Annotated in this window: 18 protein-coding genes and 1 pseudogene; 15 read left to right on the top strand and 4 right to left on the bottom strand. The window is 30.4% G+C overall.

Annotated elements, in window-relative coordinates:
• Positions 1-171, bottom strand: a 171-nt coding sequence (locus CVD18_RS17525; RefSeq protein ID WP_146052830.1) for a helix-turn-helix domain-containing protein, incomplete at its 3' end; no start/stop codon positions are given.
• Positions 172-479: 308 nt separating this feature from the next.
• On the opposite strand from CVD18_RS17525, the gene CVD18_RS17520 reads away from it, so the two are divergent.
• The 4 genes from CVD18_RS17520 to CVD18_RS17505 all read left to right on the top strand — a co-directional run bounded on the left by CVD18_RS17520 (position 480) and on the right by CVD18_RS17505 (position 2,860).
• A complete protein-coding gene (locus CVD18_RS17520; protein ID WP_103866716.1) occupies positions 480-731 on the top strand; it encodes a hypothetical protein in 252 nt (83 codons plus the stop codon).
• A gap of 929 nt (positions 732-1,660) precedes the next feature.
• Positions 1,661-1,849, top strand: coding sequence for a hypothetical protein (locus tag CVD18_RS22705; protein WP_103866715.1), 189 nt, complete (start codon positions 1,661-1,663; stop codon positions 1,847-1,849).
• Positions 1,818-2,627, top strand: coding sequence for a hypothetical protein (locus tag CVD18_RS17510; protein ID WP_146052829.1), 810 nt, complete (start codon positions 1,818-1,820; stop codon positions 2,625-2,627). Before CVD18_RS22705 ends, CVD18_RS17510 begins: the two co-directional genes overlap by 32 nt.
• Entirely contained in the window at positions 2,624-2,860 is a 237-nt protein-coding gene (locus CVD18_RS17505) for a hypothetical protein (protein ID WP_103866713.1), read from the top strand. The genes CVD18_RS17510 and CVD18_RS17505 overlap by 4 nt, the downstream gene beginning before the upstream one ends.
• Here the strand turns inward: CVD18_RS17505 and CVD18_RS17500 are convergent.
• Complete coding sequence (locus CVD18_RS17500; RefSeq protein WP_103866712.1) at positions 2,857-3,261, bottom strand: helix-turn-helix transcriptional regulator; 405 nt, start codon at positions 3,259-3,261, stop codon at positions 2,857-2,859. The genes CVD18_RS17505 and CVD18_RS17500 overlap by 4 nt on opposite strands.
• Before the next feature lie 156 nt (positions 3,262-3,417).
• Between CVD18_RS17500 and CVD18_RS17495 the strand changes: the two genes are divergently transcribed.
• From CVD18_RS17495 to CVD18_RS17455, 10 genes are all read left to right on the top strand, one after another.
• A complete protein-coding gene (locus CVD18_RS17495) occupies positions 3,418-3,606 on the top strand; it encodes a hypothetical protein (RefSeq protein WP_146052828.1) in 189 nt (62 codons plus the stop codon).
• 897 nt (positions 3,607-4,503) lie between these two features.
• Positions 4,504-4,677: a hypothetical protein gene (locus CVD18_RS22700; RefSeq protein WP_158250489.1), complete on the top strand. Its 174-nt coding sequence runs from the start codon at positions 4,504-4,506 to the stop codon at positions 4,675-4,677.
• A gap of 658 nt (positions 4,678-5,335) precedes the next feature.
• Positions 5,336-7,105: a type VI secretion system Vgr family protein gene (locus tag CVD18_RS17485; protein ID WP_103866709.1), complete on the top strand. Its 1,770-nt coding sequence runs from the start codon at positions 5,336-5,338 to the stop codon at positions 7,103-7,105.
• A gap of 2 nt (positions 7,106-7,107) precedes the next feature.
• Positions 7,108-7,266 carry a hypothetical protein gene (locus CVD18_RS22695; protein WP_158250488.1) on the top strand — a complete coding sequence of 53 codons (159 nt, stop codon included), beginning with the start codon at positions 7,108-7,110 and terminating at the stop codon, positions 7,264-7,266.
• Between the two features lie 2 nt (positions 7,267-7,268).
• Entirely contained in the window at positions 7,269-8,222 is a 954-nt protein-coding gene (locus tag CVD18_RS17480; RefSeq protein ID WP_103866708.1) for a hypothetical protein, read from the top strand.
• A gap of 14 nt (positions 8,223-8,236) precedes the next feature.
• A complete protein-coding gene (locus tag CVD18_RS17475; RefSeq protein ID WP_103866707.1) occupies positions 8,237-8,725 on the top strand; it encodes a DUF4280 domain-containing protein in 489 nt (162 codons plus the stop codon).
• A gap of 10 nt (positions 8,726-8,735) precedes the next feature.
• Positions 8,736-11,891: a hypothetical protein gene (locus CVD18_RS17470; RefSeq protein ID WP_103866706.1), complete on the top strand. Its 3,156-nt coding sequence runs from the start codon at positions 8,736-8,738 to the stop codon at positions 11,889-11,891.
• A gap of 2 nt (positions 11,892-11,893) precedes the next feature.
• Positions 11,894-12,871 (top strand): hypothetical protein, encoded by a 978-nt coding sequence (locus CVD18_RS17465; protein WP_103866705.1) that lies wholly within the window; start codon positions 11,894-11,896, stop codon positions 12,869-12,871.
• Positions 12,871-13,533 carry a hypothetical protein gene (locus CVD18_RS17460; RefSeq protein ID WP_103866704.1) on the top strand — a complete coding sequence of 221 codons (663 nt, stop codon included), beginning with the start codon at positions 12,871-12,873 and terminating at the stop codon, positions 13,531-13,533. The genes CVD18_RS17465 and CVD18_RS17460 overlap by 1 nt, the downstream gene beginning before the upstream one ends.
• A gap of 180 nt (positions 13,534-13,713) precedes the next feature.
• Positions 13,714-14,322, top strand: a complete 609-nt coding sequence (locus CVD18_RS17455) for a hypothetical protein (RefSeq protein WP_103866703.1) — start codon at positions 13,714-13,716, stop codon at positions 14,320-14,322.
• Positions 14,323-14,544: 222 nt separating this feature from the next.
• Here the strand turns inward: CVD18_RS17455 and CVD18_RS17450 are convergent, their stop codons facing one another.
• Positions 14,545-16,218, bottom strand: a complete 1,674-nt coding sequence (locus CVD18_RS17450) for a hypothetical protein (RefSeq protein WP_103866702.1) — start codon at positions 16,216-16,218, stop codon at positions 14,545-14,547.
• 72 nt (positions 16,219-16,290) lie between these two features.
• Positions 16,291-16,509, bottom strand: a complete 219-nt coding sequence (locus CVD18_RS17445) for a hypothetical protein (RefSeq protein ID WP_103866701.1) — start codon at positions 16,507-16,509, stop codon at positions 16,291-16,293.
• Positions 16,510-17,618: 1,109 nt separating this feature from the next.
• Between CVD18_RS17445 and CVD18_RS17440 the strand changes: the two are divergent.
• A pseudogene (locus CVD18_RS17440) lies at positions 17,619-18,116 on the top strand (hypothetical protein); the annotation flags it as partial.

The following is an 18,116-nucleotide window of genomic DNA, read 5'->3' as shown; positions in this document are numbered from 1 at the left end:
TTCATAAGTAACTTTTAAACCAGCCTCTCCCTGATGGTCAAACTTCTTTCTCCAACTATAAAAAGTGCCAGTGCTAACTCCATACTTACGACAAGCTTCTACGATACCAATCTCTTCCGAAGTAGCTAGTATTTCTAACTTCTGGTCTAAAGTCCATTTCTTGTATTTCATATCTCAAATGTATTAGTTTGAAATTTAAAAGAACACTCCGAACTTATTGGGGGCTAAACTATATGCTTTAGTACATATAAAAGATAATCAGCTCTTAATCACAAAAACATAAGTCTAACTTACTATGAAAAACTATACTCCCATTGACTGTTATAAACTTGATCTTATCAAAGATATCCCCAAAGAACTCGAATTAACCATAGATCAAAGAGATCATCTTTTTACTAAAAATCAAAAACTCAAAAAAGTTATCTGGGCACTTGGTATAAGTCTAGGTTGTCTGCTTGTATTTAACATCATCAAAAGCTATGGAAAGAAACAAAAAACACCTCAAAAAGAAACCAGATCAAGACAGAATCAAACAAAACATCAATACCATTAGAAAAATGGTAACTAAAAGTGAACCTTGCTTCAACAAACCAATCGTAAAAACCATAACAAATACTATTGTTATTGGCGGAACTGTTTTTGGAACGCTATACCTTTCTAAATACTTCTTTAGTGCTACTGCAAAAATGATCCGATCATTTAAAGAGGTAAGAGATGCTTGTAAAGAATAAATAACATAATTGTAATCAAACCGTAAAATGAAGAAAATTTCAGAAAATCTTGTCGAAAAAGATACTATTACAACTATACTAAAAATAGTTTCTGCCGCGTACCTTGTAATGAACACGATTAGATTGGGTATAGATTTACACCAAAAAATATCGCAAAGACAAAAAGCAAAGTTAAAAAGTAATCTACAAGATCCGAAAAGATAACCTACCTCTTCCACACTTCAATCAAATGAACACTTAAGGAATAATAGTACTAACTTATTTCGAATACAAATTGCAGTGCTCATAGCTTGGAAATTACAATACTTTTATAAAATCATGGCTCAGGTCTTCTTTTTGTAGTAATTCGGCTATACGTTTGTAGAAATTAAATCTACACTTTCTATTACTCAATTCTCGCCATGCTTATCATAAATCATTAGATGTTTTCAATTGATTTCTTACATCTTCTTTTGCGTATGGAAACATTAATTATAGATGTAGATTGAGATAGTATAAAAAATATAATACTTCTAATATATAGCAGTTTAAAAGATGTTCTTCATTCTCTGTATACAATCAATTAATTGAAAGAAAAAAGTTTTTGCTGACACTTAAATTATTTATAAATAATTTAAAAAACACAATCTCTTTATAAAAAATGTGCTTTCTAGCACAAAAGTAGGCTTGAAAATGATAAATAAATCCTAATATTTATAGTAACTCACAAAGAAATAACTAAAATTTATAAGCTATGTTTTTATCAATAAGCAATTTCTTGTAAAAATGTGGTAAAACCGTAACTGTTTTTCAATGATATGTACTAATTTTATCCTAAATAAATTGTTAAATAAGCTAAACCTGAATTTGATATGAATTGATCAATGAATGAAATAGAAAAACTGAACTAAGTTATATCTTTAAGATATATAAATTCAAAAAACTTAGTCATGAAAACTATTTATCATTGCTTAATTGTTATTTTTCTATCTATAATTTCGGTTGGATGTGAAACAAGCTCCATTGAGGAAGACACGGACAACTTAGATACCGATATTGTTAAAAATGATAAATCATCAAATTTTGAGTTATCTTCAATAGATAAAGATGATGCTGAAACTGTTGGAACCAGAGACTAAAGCTAAAGTCTCAAATGCCATAAAAATAGTAAAAATACTTTTTACAACTATTATTATAATTGGAGTGTTTATTATTGCTTTTATAGGAGTATATTTTCCAAAAAAAAGTAAAGCAGTAATAAAAGCTGAAAATTCTTATTTTAAAATAGATGATGAAAGAAAAACTGCTGATGCTAATTTAAAAATTTGTTTGTCTGAATATAACAAGGGTCAGATTACTAAAAATTACTTAGATTCAGAATTGACTTATCAAATACCTCTGATTCTTAAATTAGAAAAAGAATCAGAGGTACTTAAAAAAAAGTATAAAAAATCCTTAAGACTGGATAAAGTATTTGGTTTTAGAAATATTAAAATCTTTTTTGGTCATTTAGGTATGCCTGTTACTACAGTTTTTCTTGGACTATATTTACTTATACTATTTCTAAAAGAAGAAGATTTCTTTTGGAGAAGAATAACATTGGCATTTAGTATTTCGGGTTTAATTACAGGACTTTTTTATGTAACATGGGTTTTCTATCCGAAACCTGATCTGCCTCAAAATTTATATATTTTACTATTGTTTTCATTAGCTATTTTAGGAACAATAATTGCATTTATTATAGGAAAATATTTCTACGCTTTATCCCAAATAGATTTAAAATTAAAAATTCAAAATCTATTAAGTTTTATCACACTTGATGTGAAAAAGAAATATATCAATAAGCTCCCCAAGCAAGATCATAAGGAGTATATTAATGATTATTTAGGAGAAATTAAAAAACTGTCACAGAAATGATAGAGCGCTCAGAAGGAAAAAAAATTCTCAAAAAAAGTATTACAGGGTTATCTTTTGTTAATAAAACAATCAAAAAAGAAATTGATAGAGATATTGAAGAATGCTTAACAAGGCAAAAGAAAGACATGGATGAAATAGTCGACGATTTAAATAATATTATAAAAATAAAATTTACCTCTATAACGGAGTTTCAGGTTTTCGTCTTAAAAAACATAAAATTTACCAGCTTTTAATTAAGGCCTTTAAAACTCTTAACTAATTTTAAAACTTCTGCAGCAGCATTTTTTTCAATTATATTTGAGAACACTTTTATTTTCATGAGCTCATCTTCATGATTAGCACAAAACAAAGCTAGTTCTTCTAAATTTTGAAAATGAAGGTTTTTGTTAATTTTCTTTCTTTTTACTTGATCCATTTTTTCGCTATCTAAAAACATATCTCCAATATCCCTCAAAAGCCATAATGGATTAATTTCATCAAAAGTTTCTAGAATACCATGAGTGATTTTGTCTCCTGCATTTCTTTTATCTTTCAATACATCACTTATCGTTTGGGCAGAAACACTGATCTTAAAAGCAAATTCCTTCTGATTAAGACCATAATAATCCATTATCTGTTTGATTTTTTCTTTCATTTAATATGTTTTAGCTTAAAAAAATTAAACTTTTGCTTATTAGTAAGCTATAATTTTATTATATTTGTCTGATCCTAACAAAGATAGGAAGTAAATTGAAACATAAATACTAGGTAACAAAATATGTGGAAATTTCCACATCTAAAATTAATCATTTTGAAACCAAAAGGCAGAAAAAAAATAGAAGCCTGGTTAATTAAGAATAAAAAAGTGTTAAACATTCTTTCTTTAGAACGGGAACTTAATATTCAAAGAGGGGCGATTCAAAAGTTTTTGAAATACAATCGAAAGCTAAATCCTTCAATTATTGAAGCTTTAGAGGAATATATAAAAAAAATGTTTTAAACAATTAACACCCCAAATAACTATGAAGACTGACAACTATTATAAAAGAAAAAAATTTATTTCCTGTATTGTAAAATACTTGCATATGGATTTAACTGACTTTAAAAAGTGCGTAGATAATGATATGTGTTATGAGAAAACGATCTATGATTGGGCTATAAAACTCTATAAAAAAGGAATACACTGTGAACAGGCTATCCAGATCATTTTTAGAGCCAGAATCTTTTTAATGATTAGAAATAGATTTCATCTAACAACTTAGTATAAATAATCAACCATAAATATATGCCAATGATAAGAATTAGAAGTTAGGTTTAATTGAGTTTGATTATGGGTAACCCCCGCCAGAAGTATCGGGTACAAATCATACACATAAATTGAGGTAAAGCTATTTAATTCAAAAAAACGCAACTATTTAGAAATAATAATTTTTTGTAAAGCAATACCAACACTTATATCCCAAGTGTATGTGTACCTCGATGTTTCTGGTAAAAATAAAGAATAGAAACCAAAACAACATAAAACAGTTCATCTATTTTGGTCTAACTAGAATAAAATCAAAACAATAAAATCCGAAATTACCCTAAAAACAAGTTTTAAGTTGATTTTGAGTGATTCTATTCACTCCAAAGATGTCGGGTACAAAGACAATTTATATATGGTTTTCATTATCACTTATTCATTTCTAAGTAACTATAGCTGTCTAAGTACCTTGATGTCTTTGAAAAAACGGGGACTATCAATCGATCAAAAAGAAATCAAAAAAATGGTGAGAAGAGAACAACAATCCTAGTTGTAATAAAAAAGGAACGGGAGTGTTTTTTATAAAAAATAAAATTGAGTTTGTATATATCTATTTGGTAACTCCCATTTCCTTTTGTAAAAATAAATAAAATAATGGAAGAATACGAATATGATTTACCTAAAATAGTTCTATACTCAATAGTTGTTTCGCTTGGTATTAATGTAAATACATTTGAAACAAACCTATCCAATAATAAGCCAAAAGAGATGATGATATGTGGAAAAATTTATGATCTATATAGAGAAGCACAAAACAAAGAAGAATGAAAAATAAGGTAATTAGATACACTATAAAAATTGATAACAATTACGGTTACTTTTTTTGCCCCAAATTGATATGAGGTGCTTGTATTTAAGTGGGTTAAACTAATAGACAATTTGTATGCTTAGTAGTGCATATAGGGTGTTTATATTACAAGTGCCTCTATATAAAATATAAAATCGCAAAATGTAAAATAATAAAGTAAACAACAACAACCCTTTTACTGTAATAGATTCCCGAGCAAGTCGGGAATGAAAAAAAATAGCTCAGTTTCAAAAAGCGTGACTACTATGTCGTAGTATTGGCCTATCATTTGAGAGACCAGTACAATTTATTTAAGCATTTTTTGTAAATCTGCCGAGGAAAAATCAAATGTTAAAAAATTTGGCTATTCCAAAAAGAGGAAATAGTAGTACGATAAAAAACAAAACTAAAACACAGTTGATTGATTTACAGTAATTTAAATACAAAATAAGCTATGATTTTAAAAACCAAAAAAGACGTTATAAAAATCGTGTCATCAACCATACAGGGGGTTTTTCCCCTGCTTTTTGGGTTTTGTAGAATCAATTGCATCATTTATATTTAGAGATCAAATAATTGACTATCAAAATAACACACAAACAAAATACAATCAAATCAGTTAACAGTAAAAAATGAATTATGGCCATACAAACTACCACCACCATCTATATCGCCAACAAACAACTGAGTTCCTATAAAAGGCTTCAGTTACACCAAGAGATCGATGCCCATCATTCACTAGAATTGGTATGCCGTACCGATGCAATAGAACAACTCTCTGATGAGCTAATTGGCGAGAGTAAAGAATATATAGGTAGTATTATTACCATACAAGTAAGTGCCAATTCTACTGTAGATAGTTATAGAGAATTAGAATTTAAAGGGGTAGTTACAGGGGTTGAAACCGTAAAAGGGTTTGAAGAATCACAAGGAGATTTGATCTGTATAAAAGCAAAAAGTGCCAGTATACTGGCAGATAACTTCCCTCATTATGCTTCATATAGCGAGGTAGGCTTATCAGATATCTTGCAAGACACTTTTCAAGGGTATGATCTGGGTAAATTAGAAACAAACTTTGCGCCTACCAACACCAGTACTATTCATTATAGTGTACAACATAATGAGAGTGATTTTGCCTATGCAAGTAGATTATCTGCCTATTATAATGAGTGGTTTTACTATGATGGTAAGCAATTGATCTTTGGTAGACCCTCTACAGAAGAAATAGAATTGTCTTATGGTATTGATCTCAAAAAGTTCAGTATCAATATGGAGCCTATGCCAAATAATGCTTCTTATTTTACCAATGATTACATCGCAAATGAACAACATCAGAAAAATAGCAGCGAAGTGAGCATACCATCAACAGGCTATCATGGCTTTGCAGATAGCAAATCTAGAGAGCTATACAATAAGCAAACACGCATATACAATCCTTTGTATACCGATGCCACTATGAAGCCTCGATTAGATGCTCAAATAGAAGCTTATACAAAAAGTAGAGCCATACAGCAAATTATAGCAAAAGGCGGTAGTGATAATCCAGGAGTTTGTTTAGGGCAAATCATAAGGATCAATGGTCATGGTAGTTATAGAGTTACCAAAATAGTACATACCAATGTAGAAGGCGGTGTATACAAAAATGAGTTTGAGGCAGTAGATGCCAATTTTGATGCTTACCCCAAGATGGATATCTACAGATTTCCAAAAAGTGAAACACAAACCGCTACCGTAGTAGAGAATTCCGACCCAGATGGATTAGGTAGAATCAAAGTACAATTTTCTTGGCAGAAGCGATTGGGAGAGCGTACACCTTGGTTACGTATGATAACCCCACATGCAGGCGCAGACAAAGGATTTCATTTTATTCCAGAGATCAATGAAGAGGTAATGGTAGGGTTTGAGGGTGGTAATGCAGAACGCCCCTTTGTACTAGGTGCTTTGTATAATGGTAGTCAAAATCCATCACCTTGGCAATCACAGAATAATGATATAAAAGCAATTAGAACAAAGAGTCAGCACACCATTACCCTAGATGATAGTAATGGGGCAGAAATGATTACTATTTCTGATAAAAGGAATAATTTAATATGTTTAGATACTTCAAACGGACGTATTACTATATCTGCACCAGAAGAAATGATTCTTAGATCTAAAAACCTGTCTATTGAAGTAGCAGAAGATATGAATGTAAATGTTAGTGGTTTTAAGAACGAAAATATAACTAAAGATCATAATTTAACTGCATCTAATTTATATCATACTGCTGATGAAAATATGGAAACAAAAGCAAAAAATATTGAAACCAACGCTGATAAAATTAATGCAAATAGTACTGTAGAAAATATAGAATTAAACAGTTCTAATCAAGTTGTAAATAATAGTAATGATAAAATAAAATTATTTTAATTATGGCAGGAATGATTATTAAAACTTGTAAAAAATATATAGAAAAAGCAGAAAGTATTGTGTGGAATGCTCATGATGGCAATATCGAACTAACTACTGCCAAGAAAATTATTATGAAGGGTGAAAACGGTGGGGTTAAATTTATTAAAAAAGGATTGTAATAATGAAACGAAGGTTGTCATTTTTAAATGAAGAAGATCTCCCCGAGTACTCTAATACTATTAATAAAAAGAAAGAAAAAGTGATAACAATTTCTCAAGGTAACTATTCTTCTTTGATTGTATCACCAATAGATGCTCCTGGGATTTGTTATCTACCTTATTTAACCAAAGAGGCAAATCTTACATATGGAGTTAGAATTATTCAAGAAGAAAATAATTCAAAAGCTCAACAACTTGATTTTGAAACTAAAATACAGACTACCCATACTAAAGAGGGAGAATATTGTTATCAAATAAATAAAAGTGACATTTACATAAACAACGAACTACCAAATACGACTATAGAAGAATTAGCAAATATCTGTGGAGGAGTTCTGTACCCTATTGTAATTGGTTTTTTGGACTACAAAATAAAAAATCCTATAGAAATTAAGGAACGATGGAATAAGCTAAAAAAAGAAATATTAAATAAGTTTCAAGGAGAATACGTGGCTAAGTATGTAACAGCCACAGAAAAGATAATAGAAAATGTAAATGCTATGAATAGAGCTTTAGGACAAGATATTTTCTTATCTCTATTAAAACATATTGCTGAAACTAGAGCGTATGACAAGAATCTAAAATCTGAAGTAGTATTTAATTTTCCTATAATTCCTTTTACAAATCCAATACGATATGTGGGGGTACAAACTGTGCAAAAATATTATACAGAATATAATACAGTAAAAGTAGAATATAAAGGAGAAATAGCAGATAATAGAAGCATAATGGATCTTAAAAATAAAAAAAGATTTAATATGCAGGTTTCTAAAGAAAAAACAATTCCTCAAGGTAATTGTAATCTACAATATGATCTGGATAGAAAAACAGGGATGCTTAAATTCTGTAGGTCTACAGTAACGATAAATCTAGATGGAAATAACATTTCTACTACCATAATAATTAATGAATTGTAAAACTAAATAAAAATATGAGTGTAACAGGACATATAGTATGTAATGGAGCATTATGCCAGTGTAAAAACGGTTTTACTCCTGATAAATTAAAAGTGTTGAGTGCTCCCAATGAATATGTGAATGATGCAGAAGGAGCTGAGAAATTAATTGCTTCTACTATGGATATAGGTATTCCATTAGAAAAAGGTACTTTTGGTCAATGCAAACTACAGCCAAGCTCTAGTGGATATTTACCTTGTATTCCTAGTATAACTACTTGGCAAGATTTTTATGATAAAGTGACTTTAAGTAACCAAGGACAAGTACTCGTAGAGGATAGCAAAGGAATATGCGCAATTGCGGGCACTCCTTGTGTTGAATTTATAATGCATGGGCAACAACCATCTGTATCTAACACAGAAGTACAAGAAGCAAATGAAATTGTACAAAGTCAACTAAATCCACTTATTGACCCAAATAGAATAGAAAATATAGACCCTTTTGGATGTATTCAACTAAGTTAATATTTATACAATGATTAGAGGTTTTGGTATACGAGTTATAGAAGAGGACTTAAAAAATCCCGAAAAAGTAGTAAGTTGGAATGAAACGAATAGACATCTGATATTAAAAGATAGCGCAAAGATAAAACTTGAACTATACCAAACTGAAGCAATGGTGTCTGCTCTGGGAAAAGATTTATTTCAAGGTTTTTTATGGGATCTTTGGGATATTGAATCAGGAACATCTTTTCAATGGCAAAAAACAGTAGATGGGATTGATAAAAAACCCACTGATAGAGCTAGTAGAAAAACAGTTTCAATTGCTGTAAATGAAGGGTATAAGTCAAAACAAGGATATTGGATAGAAGCTTTTAAAGAAACTTCGAATTTTGAGACTGGTTGTTACACTACAGATAATTTAAGTATGATTATCTCTTTTGAACCACCACCGCCAACTGTAAAAGCTACTTGGCTAAACCCAGATGGTAGTGAGATAACAGAAGAAAAGTATCTGGGGCAATGGGTTTTGTTAAAGTTAGAGACAACAGGACTTAATGAAGAGTTAGTTAAGGTTTCTATATGGGACGACCGTTGGGGGGATACTAGTTTACTCTATGAAGACGAGGGAGAAATACATTCTAGAGAAAGAATAACTAATCATAACAGAAAAAATGGAGAAGAAGTTGTTAGATGGAAAGGTACTTCAATACATGATCGTTTAGTATTTCCTGATAATTATGATATTTTTCAAAAATATAACCAAACTATTGGTGTAGATGGAACACTTACTTTTTTGATCTCTTTAAGTAAAACTTGGGGAAAACACAAAACAATGTGGGGGGACTCTATAGAGTTAAGAATATTGGTAGATCATCCTAGATTAGAAAAATATGCAATACGCGAAGTGATGCTTGGTTTAAAACCAAACCGATATGACCCAAATTATATTTCAGAACCTTTACAAGTAAGATTACCAAAACCATATGAACTAGAGGAATCTAGACCAGATTATGATCCCAAAACAGTAATCATTGAAGATAGCGTTCTTAAGGAAGCTAAAGGAACAGAACCTTGTCATTATAAGTATATAGAGATTAGCGAATTTAATTTAGATTCAAAAACCAAAAAAGACAAAAAGCAGAGAACATATGTAGCTTTTGAAGAAGAACCACTTAATAAACCTGTTTTTGAACCTTATGAAGTTGTAACAGGAGGTAATGGACATAGAAGAAAAGTAATTATAGATTTGATAAATTCTGATGATAAAGAAGGCACAATGCCAAAAGCTTGTGTCTCAGAAAATGTCCCAAAAACAACCACAGGAAATGCGCATAAAGATAATATGCTTGTTTTTAATATAGCTGATGAGTTCATTAAAAGAGTAATCGAATCAGATAAAAAAAATGAGATAGGTAACTTTCTTGAAGAACAGCTAAAAAAAATGTCTACAGAGCTTGGATATAATGTGAGCACAAATAATGTAACTTTAAAAAGGACTAATGAAGGACAAATAGTAGATGACAAGATAGTAGAAGTATTAGAACATACAGAAACAAAGCTTGTTTTTTATGCTTTATATCCATACAATACCGATTCTATAAAGTTATGGGGGCTATCAACACCTCTGCCGTTTATATTACGATATTTATGGACAGGAGGTATCAAGCCACACCCATATTCAATCACTGCGCAGAGTTGTAGGTATAATCGAGGTATTATAATCAATACATATCCTAATGTAAAATGGTCGGTATACCTTAACCTTAACCAGGTAGACAAATCAAAACAAATGGGGTGGGGTAATAGTACAAGACAAACCAATAAAGAAAAAGAGAATGCTACCAAAGGATTTATAAAAAGTGGTGATGGTTCTTGGGATTTTGGGCTAAAAGTGGCTTTCAATCGTAATAAAGAGTATGGTGAGTTTTCTGATAAAACTGCTTTTGCAAAACAAGATGAATATGATCTCTCTGCCCCTTTCAAAAAAGTGATAAGTCCTATTATGGATAACTTTAATGATATTGGTGGATTTATCAAAGAGACCATATTAGGGAACAAAAAAGACCCTGAATCTGATCATGATGAACCTGATGAGAAACATCAAGAAGCTCTAAGAAAAGCAAAAAAAGCTGCAAGAAAAAAAGAAAAAGAAGATCAGATAAAAATTAACAATCAACCCGATGTAAAAAAGGCGTTAGACAAATTACAGGATAATGAAAAAGAAATAAAGCATCTAAAAAACAAGAATTATCCTAGAGATAAATATCCATCACAAAAAGCACTTGATAAACAAAGATCAAAGGATAAAGAAAAATTATTAAAACGATACAGAAATCGTGATAACCTACAACAAAGCTTAAAAAAGAAAGGAGAAAAAGCAGGGATCGATATCAATCGTAATTTAGTTACTTTCAGAATTATCTACCCTAGTCTATCCTTTGCCTTTGATTGGTATCTAAAAGGAACCAAAACTACCAATGCCAATATTACCACAAATATGGGACATAAGGTAGGTACTGTAGTTAGAGGTAAAATAAGTGCAAGTCCTCTAATAGGATTAGAAATTAAATTAGATTTTCTGGCATTAGCACAAAGAGCACATCCAGCAGTGTTAGCATTAATTGCAGCTGCTGATATTGCGATGAGTATGATGGGAGATGGTAGTGCTATTACTTGTGATCTAACAGCTACAGGTACTTTTGGGGGATATATACAAGGAGAAATCAATACCCTTACAGGAGAAAATAGTTTTGAACCTGATACCGCAAAATCATCTGGTGCAGAAGTCGCTACCCTAAAAGGAAACCTAACCATAAAGCTAGAAGCCAGTATTAAAGCTGTAAAAACAGCTCGTGTCTTAAAGCATCAAGTAATACTTACAGGAGCAATAGGGATTAGTGCTACCGCATCAGATTCTGTTCATGCCAAAATTGCAGCTGATCAAAAAGGATTTTATATGGATATAAAGAATACCTTTGAAGGACTTGAACTAATTGGGTACGCCGTTGCAGAGGTTAAAGTTTCAAAAGGTGAAGAAAAAGGAGAACGTGTTGAAGAAACCACTTCAGGAAATTCAAAAGAACCCTCTAAAGAGAAGAAAGTAGGCGGTAAATCAGAGTTTAAGTATCGAGTGATTGATAAGCAAGAAGCACAACCTATAACTAAATTTTATTTTAACGATAATTAATTATGAAAAACCTAATCATCTGCTTACTAGCCATAAATATAAGCAGTTGCGCACAACAAAAGGAAACTAAAGAAATGACACAAAAAATAAGCCAAGTCTATAAAGAAGTACAATATAGAAATGAAGCCATTAACTATCATGCTGATTTTTATAGTAGTGATTGTAGTTTTGAACTTTTGGTAAATGATATGGAAGTGTACACCTACTACGATACTGGAGGTATCGGTACTAGTTTTCCTATCAATTATGATATTCTTAAGCCAGGATTACAAACCTATACCATACGTTTATATCCTCAAAAGAAACAAGATGGTACTTTTATGGATAGTTTGGTAAAAAAAACATCTTTTAAATTAGTGGTATCGGGTGTACGTTTTAAAGAAGGAGGTGGGATCGATACTTTGGATGAAGGATTTACCTTTACCACCCCTACCATAAAGGGAACTAATGACGAGGGGGCAGAAAATGTACCCATCTTTGCAGGGCACGGATTACCTTATGTAGAGTACACAGGTACATTTGAGGTAAAAGTACCCTATACCATGACAGGGTGGTCAGAATCACAAGATTTGACCAAAGAAGATCCTGATATATTATTAGATGAAGTAATTACCATACATGAAAAATATGGACAAGCGATTGTGGATAAAGATGAAGAAACCTTATTTTCTATGATTTATACCAAACAAAAAGAAATGGCACAAGCAGTATATGCTGATAGCTTATCCGTAAAAGAAGATTTAGATAATTACAAGAAATATTTTGAATTAAAAGGTGTTAAAACAGAACCTCTAGAAAATTATAAAATGCAATTTTATGGTAATGGAAGAGTAGTGACATTAATGAGAATTGATAATAACCTTAAAGGAAAAAATGCTATGCGAATCAAATATATAAAGGGGGATTATTACTATAGAACATCATTAATAATTAATCTTCACCGTCCAAAAACAGGAGGGCCATTAGAAATTATTAGATAATGAAATCGATATATAAATTACTTGTTTTTTCAGGGTTATGTTGTTGCCTAAGTGGTTGCGCACAACAAGAAGATAAATCCTTATTGTTTTCATGCTTTGATAGTGAGAAAACCAGTGAAGAATGGTTTTCTTATTTAGAAAAAGAATTGGTAGCAAATGAAATAATTAATAAGAGAAGTGAAATTTATTGGGATTTGTATACAATCTCTCTATTTAATAATTATGATAGAGAGTTTGATTCTTCTCAAGTAGAAATAATAAATAAAATATACCATAATAATCAAATCACAACGCAATTTCTTGCAGAAAATGATCATTGTTTTCAAAAGAAATCCAAAAGAATTAGGGAACTTAGTATTTTTAAACAACTAGCCAAAGCTGATGTAATATTCTTCAAAAAAATTGATTCTTTAAGAATGAATAGTAAAATTGAATTTAAAACAAAAAAAGAAGAATATAAGTTTTATAAAGCCATAGTTAAGGAGGTATATTCTGATACATATTTTAAAGATGAAAATTTTAAGATTTTTCTATTAATGGAGCTGTATTATTATTTCAATAAAGAAGACCTTAAAATATTAAAAAACCAAAGAAAAAAATTAGGTCAATTAGAAGATGGGGAAGAAACTGTTCCAGTCATGGATGATGAAAATCATCATTAGAAGAAAAATATTCCTTTAAAATGGGCAAATCATTTTTGTTGCTAACATTATAAAATTATGATATCGTTTATTATAATTACTCTTGTATCATTGCTGTTAGCGATAGGTTTGTATTCAAAAATTCCCAAAAAATGGTTGTTCTTCTCATCTAGACTAGGCAATATAATTTATATTTTTGTGATGTATTTTATTGCTATCGGATATTGTTATTTGTTATTTCCTGTTTTTTTAAGCAAGTTATCTGATCAGTTAACGTTAAAGGTACGGGAAGGAGAAATAATTGATATCTATAGTGTTTGGGATGAGTCTACAGAAAATTATGAACAAAAAGTCATTGTGAAAACTGTAATAGTTTCAGGAGTGACACAAGAAATTGATCAATCTCCATATAGGACATACACTATTGGTGATTCTATTAAATTAGCTTATAATGAAGAAAAAGATAAATTAATTGAAGTATCATTAAGTTCAAAAATAACCAGTAGCTTATTCATTATATCTTGTTTGTGGGTTCTTTTTATAATTATTTGTAGTATTCTATATATACTAAATTTTTTATCTGGCAAAACGATAATCAAAAAAACTCAATTCTTAGCTCTGAAAATATTTCTTCCTTTTATCTTTTTAAGTATTATTACTATTTGTATATACTATATTATAAAACTTTTATTCGGTATAACCTCCTCTGAGAATAGAATAATATATTCATTACTTAGTATTTTCTTTTTAATTTTATTTTCTTGGGTAAGTTGGGCGTATCGTAAAGTGATTATAGAAGAAAAAAAGTAGTATAGACTTTCTATGCTCCGTTTTTGGATAGGTTTTGAGAAAGAGGTTAACTCTTCTCCTGTCTTGAATTGTTTTAGAAATTCGTCGTTTAATAAATCTTCTTTGTTTATTGTATGTAAAATTTAAAATTAATCAACAAAATATCAAAGGTTACTACCCTCGATATTTTAAACTTTACACACTTAGTGAGATACTATCTATCAAAATTTAATTCTAGTTGTTCTACCTTTCATGCTTATACATTTTCCAATCATATTTTAATAGAATATTTAAAGAATCTAGAGATTTTATTTTGCTTTCTGTCATTAAGTGGGTGTTTTTTTTATAATATGATCGCTGTAGATTAAGCCATGCTTTTTGTTTTTCGGTTAATTCTTTTTTAGCAATTAATTGTTGTCTGACTTTTACAATAGACTCTTTAAAACTAATTTTTTCTTTAACATTTATAATTTTCACCTTCCAATCTCTTTTTAATAATGGGTTGAGAGTATCCAGTATAAAAATTTTATCAGCAGGATAATTATCTGGAGACTTGAGATAGCGTGCACGATGATAATCAAGCCATTTTTTTTGTCTTGATGGTAATTCTTTATTGCTTTCTAAGCACTCCTTTATAACTGCTATCCGTTCTTTAAAGGTTTTAGTGTCTTTTCTTAGGCGCGAAGGATCTTTCCAGTCGTAACCCAGTAAAGAGCTCAACGTGTTAAGTTGTTCTATTCTCTCAGGTGAAACGCTATCTTTATGGTATAGATTTCTGGAACGAGAAATAAGATTTTTTTCATTATAAGACAACTCAGTTTTGCTTTGCAATTTAACTTTAATTGTTTTTATCTGTTTATGAAACGGGATTGGTTTTTTACTTTTTTTGACCTTTTTTTTCCAATCTCTTTCCAATATTTCATTTAAACTATTAAGGGCTATTAATTGAGTTGGAGGGTATTTTTTTTTGTTACTTAAATACCTTTGACGCTGTTTTCTAAGGTAGTCTTTCTGTTTTACAGAAAGTAAATGATACGGTAATTTTTGTTCTTTAATTTCATTTACCCAATCTTTAAAATGTTTATTCGGCTTTGGTTTTGTTGTGGCATATTCTTGCCAAGGAATTGCAAGAAATGCATTGAGAGTATTTAATACAGTAATGTGTTCTTGTGGATATGTATATGGGTCTTTGTGATATTTTCTTCTATAATGTGCTAACCATCTTTTTTCCTTCTTATCTAGTTTTCTTTTTTTCTGCAATTTTCTTTTGATTATTGCTACCTTTTTCTCAAGCGATATTGTCTCATTACGTCTAAGGAGTTTCCAATCATAACCTAATAGAGGAATCAAAGCATCTAATTTATCCTTGATACTCTTTCTAAGTGTATCTGGATTTTTTCGATAACTATAGCCTTGTCTTACAAGCCATTTTGTTACCATTTTTTCTGGTTTTCTTTTACTTTTTAAGGAAGAAGAAAGCTTAAGCAGCATTGTATTTGAGTGTTGCTCACGGAATCGAAAAGGCTCTCTCCAATCCCGACCCAATACAGGGTTTAGGCTATCCAATAATTTAATAAGTTTATCATCAAGTTTGTCAGGGGTTTTATGATAAATATTTTTCTTAGCATTCAACCAATCTATTAATCTTCCAGAAAGTGGCTTTCCCTCCTTCATGGCTTGATAAATATCTTCTACATTCTTTTTCTGAGCCTGTTCTTTAAGATTCAAGCCTTCTTTCCAATTATATCCCAGATAAGGATTGAGAGAGTCTAATAATTCTAGTTTTATTACACTAAAACTTTCTGGTTTTTTTGCGTAGAACCTTTTTTGTTTATTCAGCCATTCTCTGTCTGATTTGGTTAAAGAAGTATTGTTGAGTATAGACTCCTTAACCGATGCAATTCTTTTTTCTATCATATTAATACAGTGAACTCACAAAGTCTCTCAAATACTTATCTATAACCGTTTAGAGAGTGTTTTTTTACTAAATTATAGTCTATGAGCATCTCTCAGCTTTTTAGATGCCACAATTACCTCTGCATATTCTTTTATAATATACTTGGAGATAAAAAGTAACCCATAAACAGCTCCTATTGCTAGAAGACCTTTTATCATAGGATTTTTTACAAGCCGTTTTACTTGATTAGAAATCTCTGTTAGTTCATTTGTTTTTTGGTATCCCCTAGAATAAGGTTTTTGTTTTTTCATAAACACTTATTTCTAATGGTTTATTTTAATTTTTCAGTTTCTGTCTCTAAATATTTGTTTTAGTTTTTAAAGTTTGATTTTGAATAAAATTTTATTCGATTAGAGAGAAACATCTATCGCAATATCAGAAAAATAGAGATTAAAAACAATAGCTTTTATTGCTTATGTAGAGGCTGTCGGTACGTAGGTTAGTTCAAAGAAAAAAGGGCTTACTATCCTTCAAGGATAGATATAGCAAGCTTTTCGAATTTATAGGGGGGATAAATTAAGCGTAGCAAAAAAAGGTTCGAAAAAAATAAATTGAATATATGTCTACTTTTTTAGTGGATAGTTGCGCTTTGTAGCTAAATAAATAGTGGAATTATTTCTTATAGAAGTGATTAAGATAGATATAATAACAGTGTATTTCTTCTATTTTACTACTACTATTATTTCTCATAGGTTTCCTGTTTTGTTTTTCTACTTCGTACCTTTCTTTTTTTGAAACTGCCGTTTAAAAACTGCCATTTTTTAACTAGTGATTCAGCGTTTAAAAACTACCATTTTTTAACTGCTGATTCAGCAGTTTATTAATTAGCAGTTAAGAAATTCTAAACTGCCGTTTGACATACTGCTCATCGTATTAAACGCCATTTTGTAAAATACCAATTCAGCATTTTATTAATTGCTGATTCAGCGTTTGAAAACTGCCATTTTTTAACTGGTAATTCAGCGTTTAAAAACTACCATTTTTTAAATGGTAGTTGCAAAAATTATCGTACCGAAATATATCATAGGTTCATCTGGTAAAAGAATCGCTTTTTTATAGCGAACAATTATGTTTTACCAATAAGAGAATAGTAGTCTTTCGTTTTAAAAAAAACATGATTTTTTATAAGATGTATGCACATTTTCTATATTGGCAATTCATAATTTTATTTTGAACCTAAAGCGTTCCACCGCATTAAAAAAGTGACAAAAGTTTTTTAGATGTGCTTTTTTAAGGGTTTAAAATTATAGGTTCCTTAGGTAGTATTAATTGCACCCCGTTTTATCGAGTAAATCTATTTTAGGAAGCTATATTCTATAATACGACTTAACTAGTTATCTTTGTTTTAAAACAAGTGCAAATGGTACCAGAATCTTTCACAGAATTTTTCAAAAGCCTAGATGAATCGGGTCGTGAGACCGTAATTAGGGAGCTATTATCTATGGTCGATCCTTCAGAGCCTGACTTGTATACTGTTCATTCCGAGGTGCAACAAATCCAGTCACTACATTGCCCTAATTGTCAAGACATCGATATCCGTGCAAATGGCAAGGCTAATGGTGTGCAACGTTATTTTTGTAAATCGTGCAAGAAGTATTTTAGGGAAACTACAGGTAAAGTTACTTTTGGTTTAAAAAAGGGGAACTTGCTTAGTGTTTATTTGTACCATATGCTATTAGGCAATTCGATAAAGAAATGTGCTGAACAGACAGGTATCTGTCTCCAAACTTCATTTGACTGGCGGCATAAGATATTAAGTGCCTTTGAAGGGGCTGTTCCTAATGGTTTTGAAGGTATTGTAGAGAGTGATGATATTTTCTTTCTTGAATCTGGCAAAGGAAACAGGGAATTACCTAGA

Source organism: Aquimarina sp. I32.4, assembly GCF_002924285.1.
Lineage (GTDB): Bacteria > Bacteroidota > Bacteroidia > Flavobacteriales > Flavobacteriaceae > Aquimarina.
Note: the sequence above shows the minus strand (reverse complement) of the source record. Positions and strands in the feature narration are given on the sequence as shown.

What these genes read in the sequence shown, in the direction of transcription:
- CVD18_RS17445 (WP_103866701.1), bottom strand. Translation starts at nt 16,509, where the DNA reads ATGAAAAAACAAAAACCTTATTCTAGGGGATACCAAAAAACAAATGAA.
- CVD18_RS17480 (WP_103866708.1), top strand. Translation starts at nt 7,269, where the DNA reads ATGAAACGAAGGTTGTCATTTTTAAATGAAGAAGATCTCCCCGAGTAC.
- CVD18_RS22705 (WP_103866715.1), top strand. Translation starts at nt 1,661, where the DNA reads ATGAAAACTATTTATCATTGCTTAATTGTTATTTTTCTATCTATAATT.
- CVD18_RS17500 (WP_103866712.1), bottom strand. Translation starts at nt 3,261, where the DNA reads ATGAAAGAAAAAATCAAACAGATAATGGATTATTATGGTCTTAATCAG.
- CVD18_RS17470 (WP_103866706.1), top strand. Translation starts at nt 8,736, where the DNA reads ATGATTAGAGGTTTTGGTATACGAGTTATAGAAGAGGACTTAAAAAAT.
- CVD18_RS17450 (WP_103866702.1), bottom strand. Translation starts at nt 16,218, where the DNA reads ATGATAGAAAAAAGAATTGCATCGGTTAAGGAGTCTATACTCAACAAT.
- CVD18_RS17520 (WP_103866716.1), top strand. Translation starts at nt 480, where the DNA reads ATGGAAAGAAACAAAAAACACCTCAAAAAGAAACCAGATCAAGACAGA.
- CVD18_RS22700 (WP_158250489.1), top strand. Translation starts at nt 4,504, where the DNA reads ATGGAAGAATACGAATATGATTTACCTAAAATAGTTCTATACTCAATA.
- CVD18_RS17510 (WP_146052829.1), top strand. Translation starts at nt 1,818, where the DNA reads ATGATGCTGAAACTGTTGGAACCAGAGACTAAAGCTAAAGTCTCAAAT.
- CVD18_RS22695 (WP_158250488.1), top strand. Translation starts at nt 7,108, where the DNA reads ATGGCAGGAATGATTATTAAAACTTGTAAAAAATATATAGAAAAAGCA.
- CVD18_RS17465 (WP_103866705.1), top strand. Translation starts at nt 11,894, where the DNA reads ATGAAAAACCTAATCATCTGCTTACTAGCCATAAATATAAGCAGTTGC.
- CVD18_RS17455 (WP_103866703.1), top strand. Translation starts at nt 13,714, where the DNA reads ATGTATTTTATTGCTATCGGATATTGTTATTTGTTATTTCCTGTTTTT.
- CVD18_RS17485 (WP_103866709.1), top strand. Translation starts at nt 5,336, where the DNA reads ATGGCCATACAAACTACCACCACCATCTATATCGCCAACAAACAACTG.
- CVD18_RS17505 (WP_103866713.1), top strand. Translation starts at nt 2,624, where the DNA reads ATGATAGAGCGCTCAGAAGGAAAAAAAATTCTCAAAAAAAGTATTACA.
- CVD18_RS17475 (WP_103866707.1), top strand. Translation starts at nt 8,237, where the DNA reads ATGAGTGTAACAGGACATATAGTATGTAATGGAGCATTATGCCAGTGT.
- CVD18_RS17460 (WP_103866704.1), top strand. Translation starts at nt 12,871, where the DNA reads ATGAAATCGATATATAAATTACTTGTTTTTTCAGGGTTATGTTGTTGC.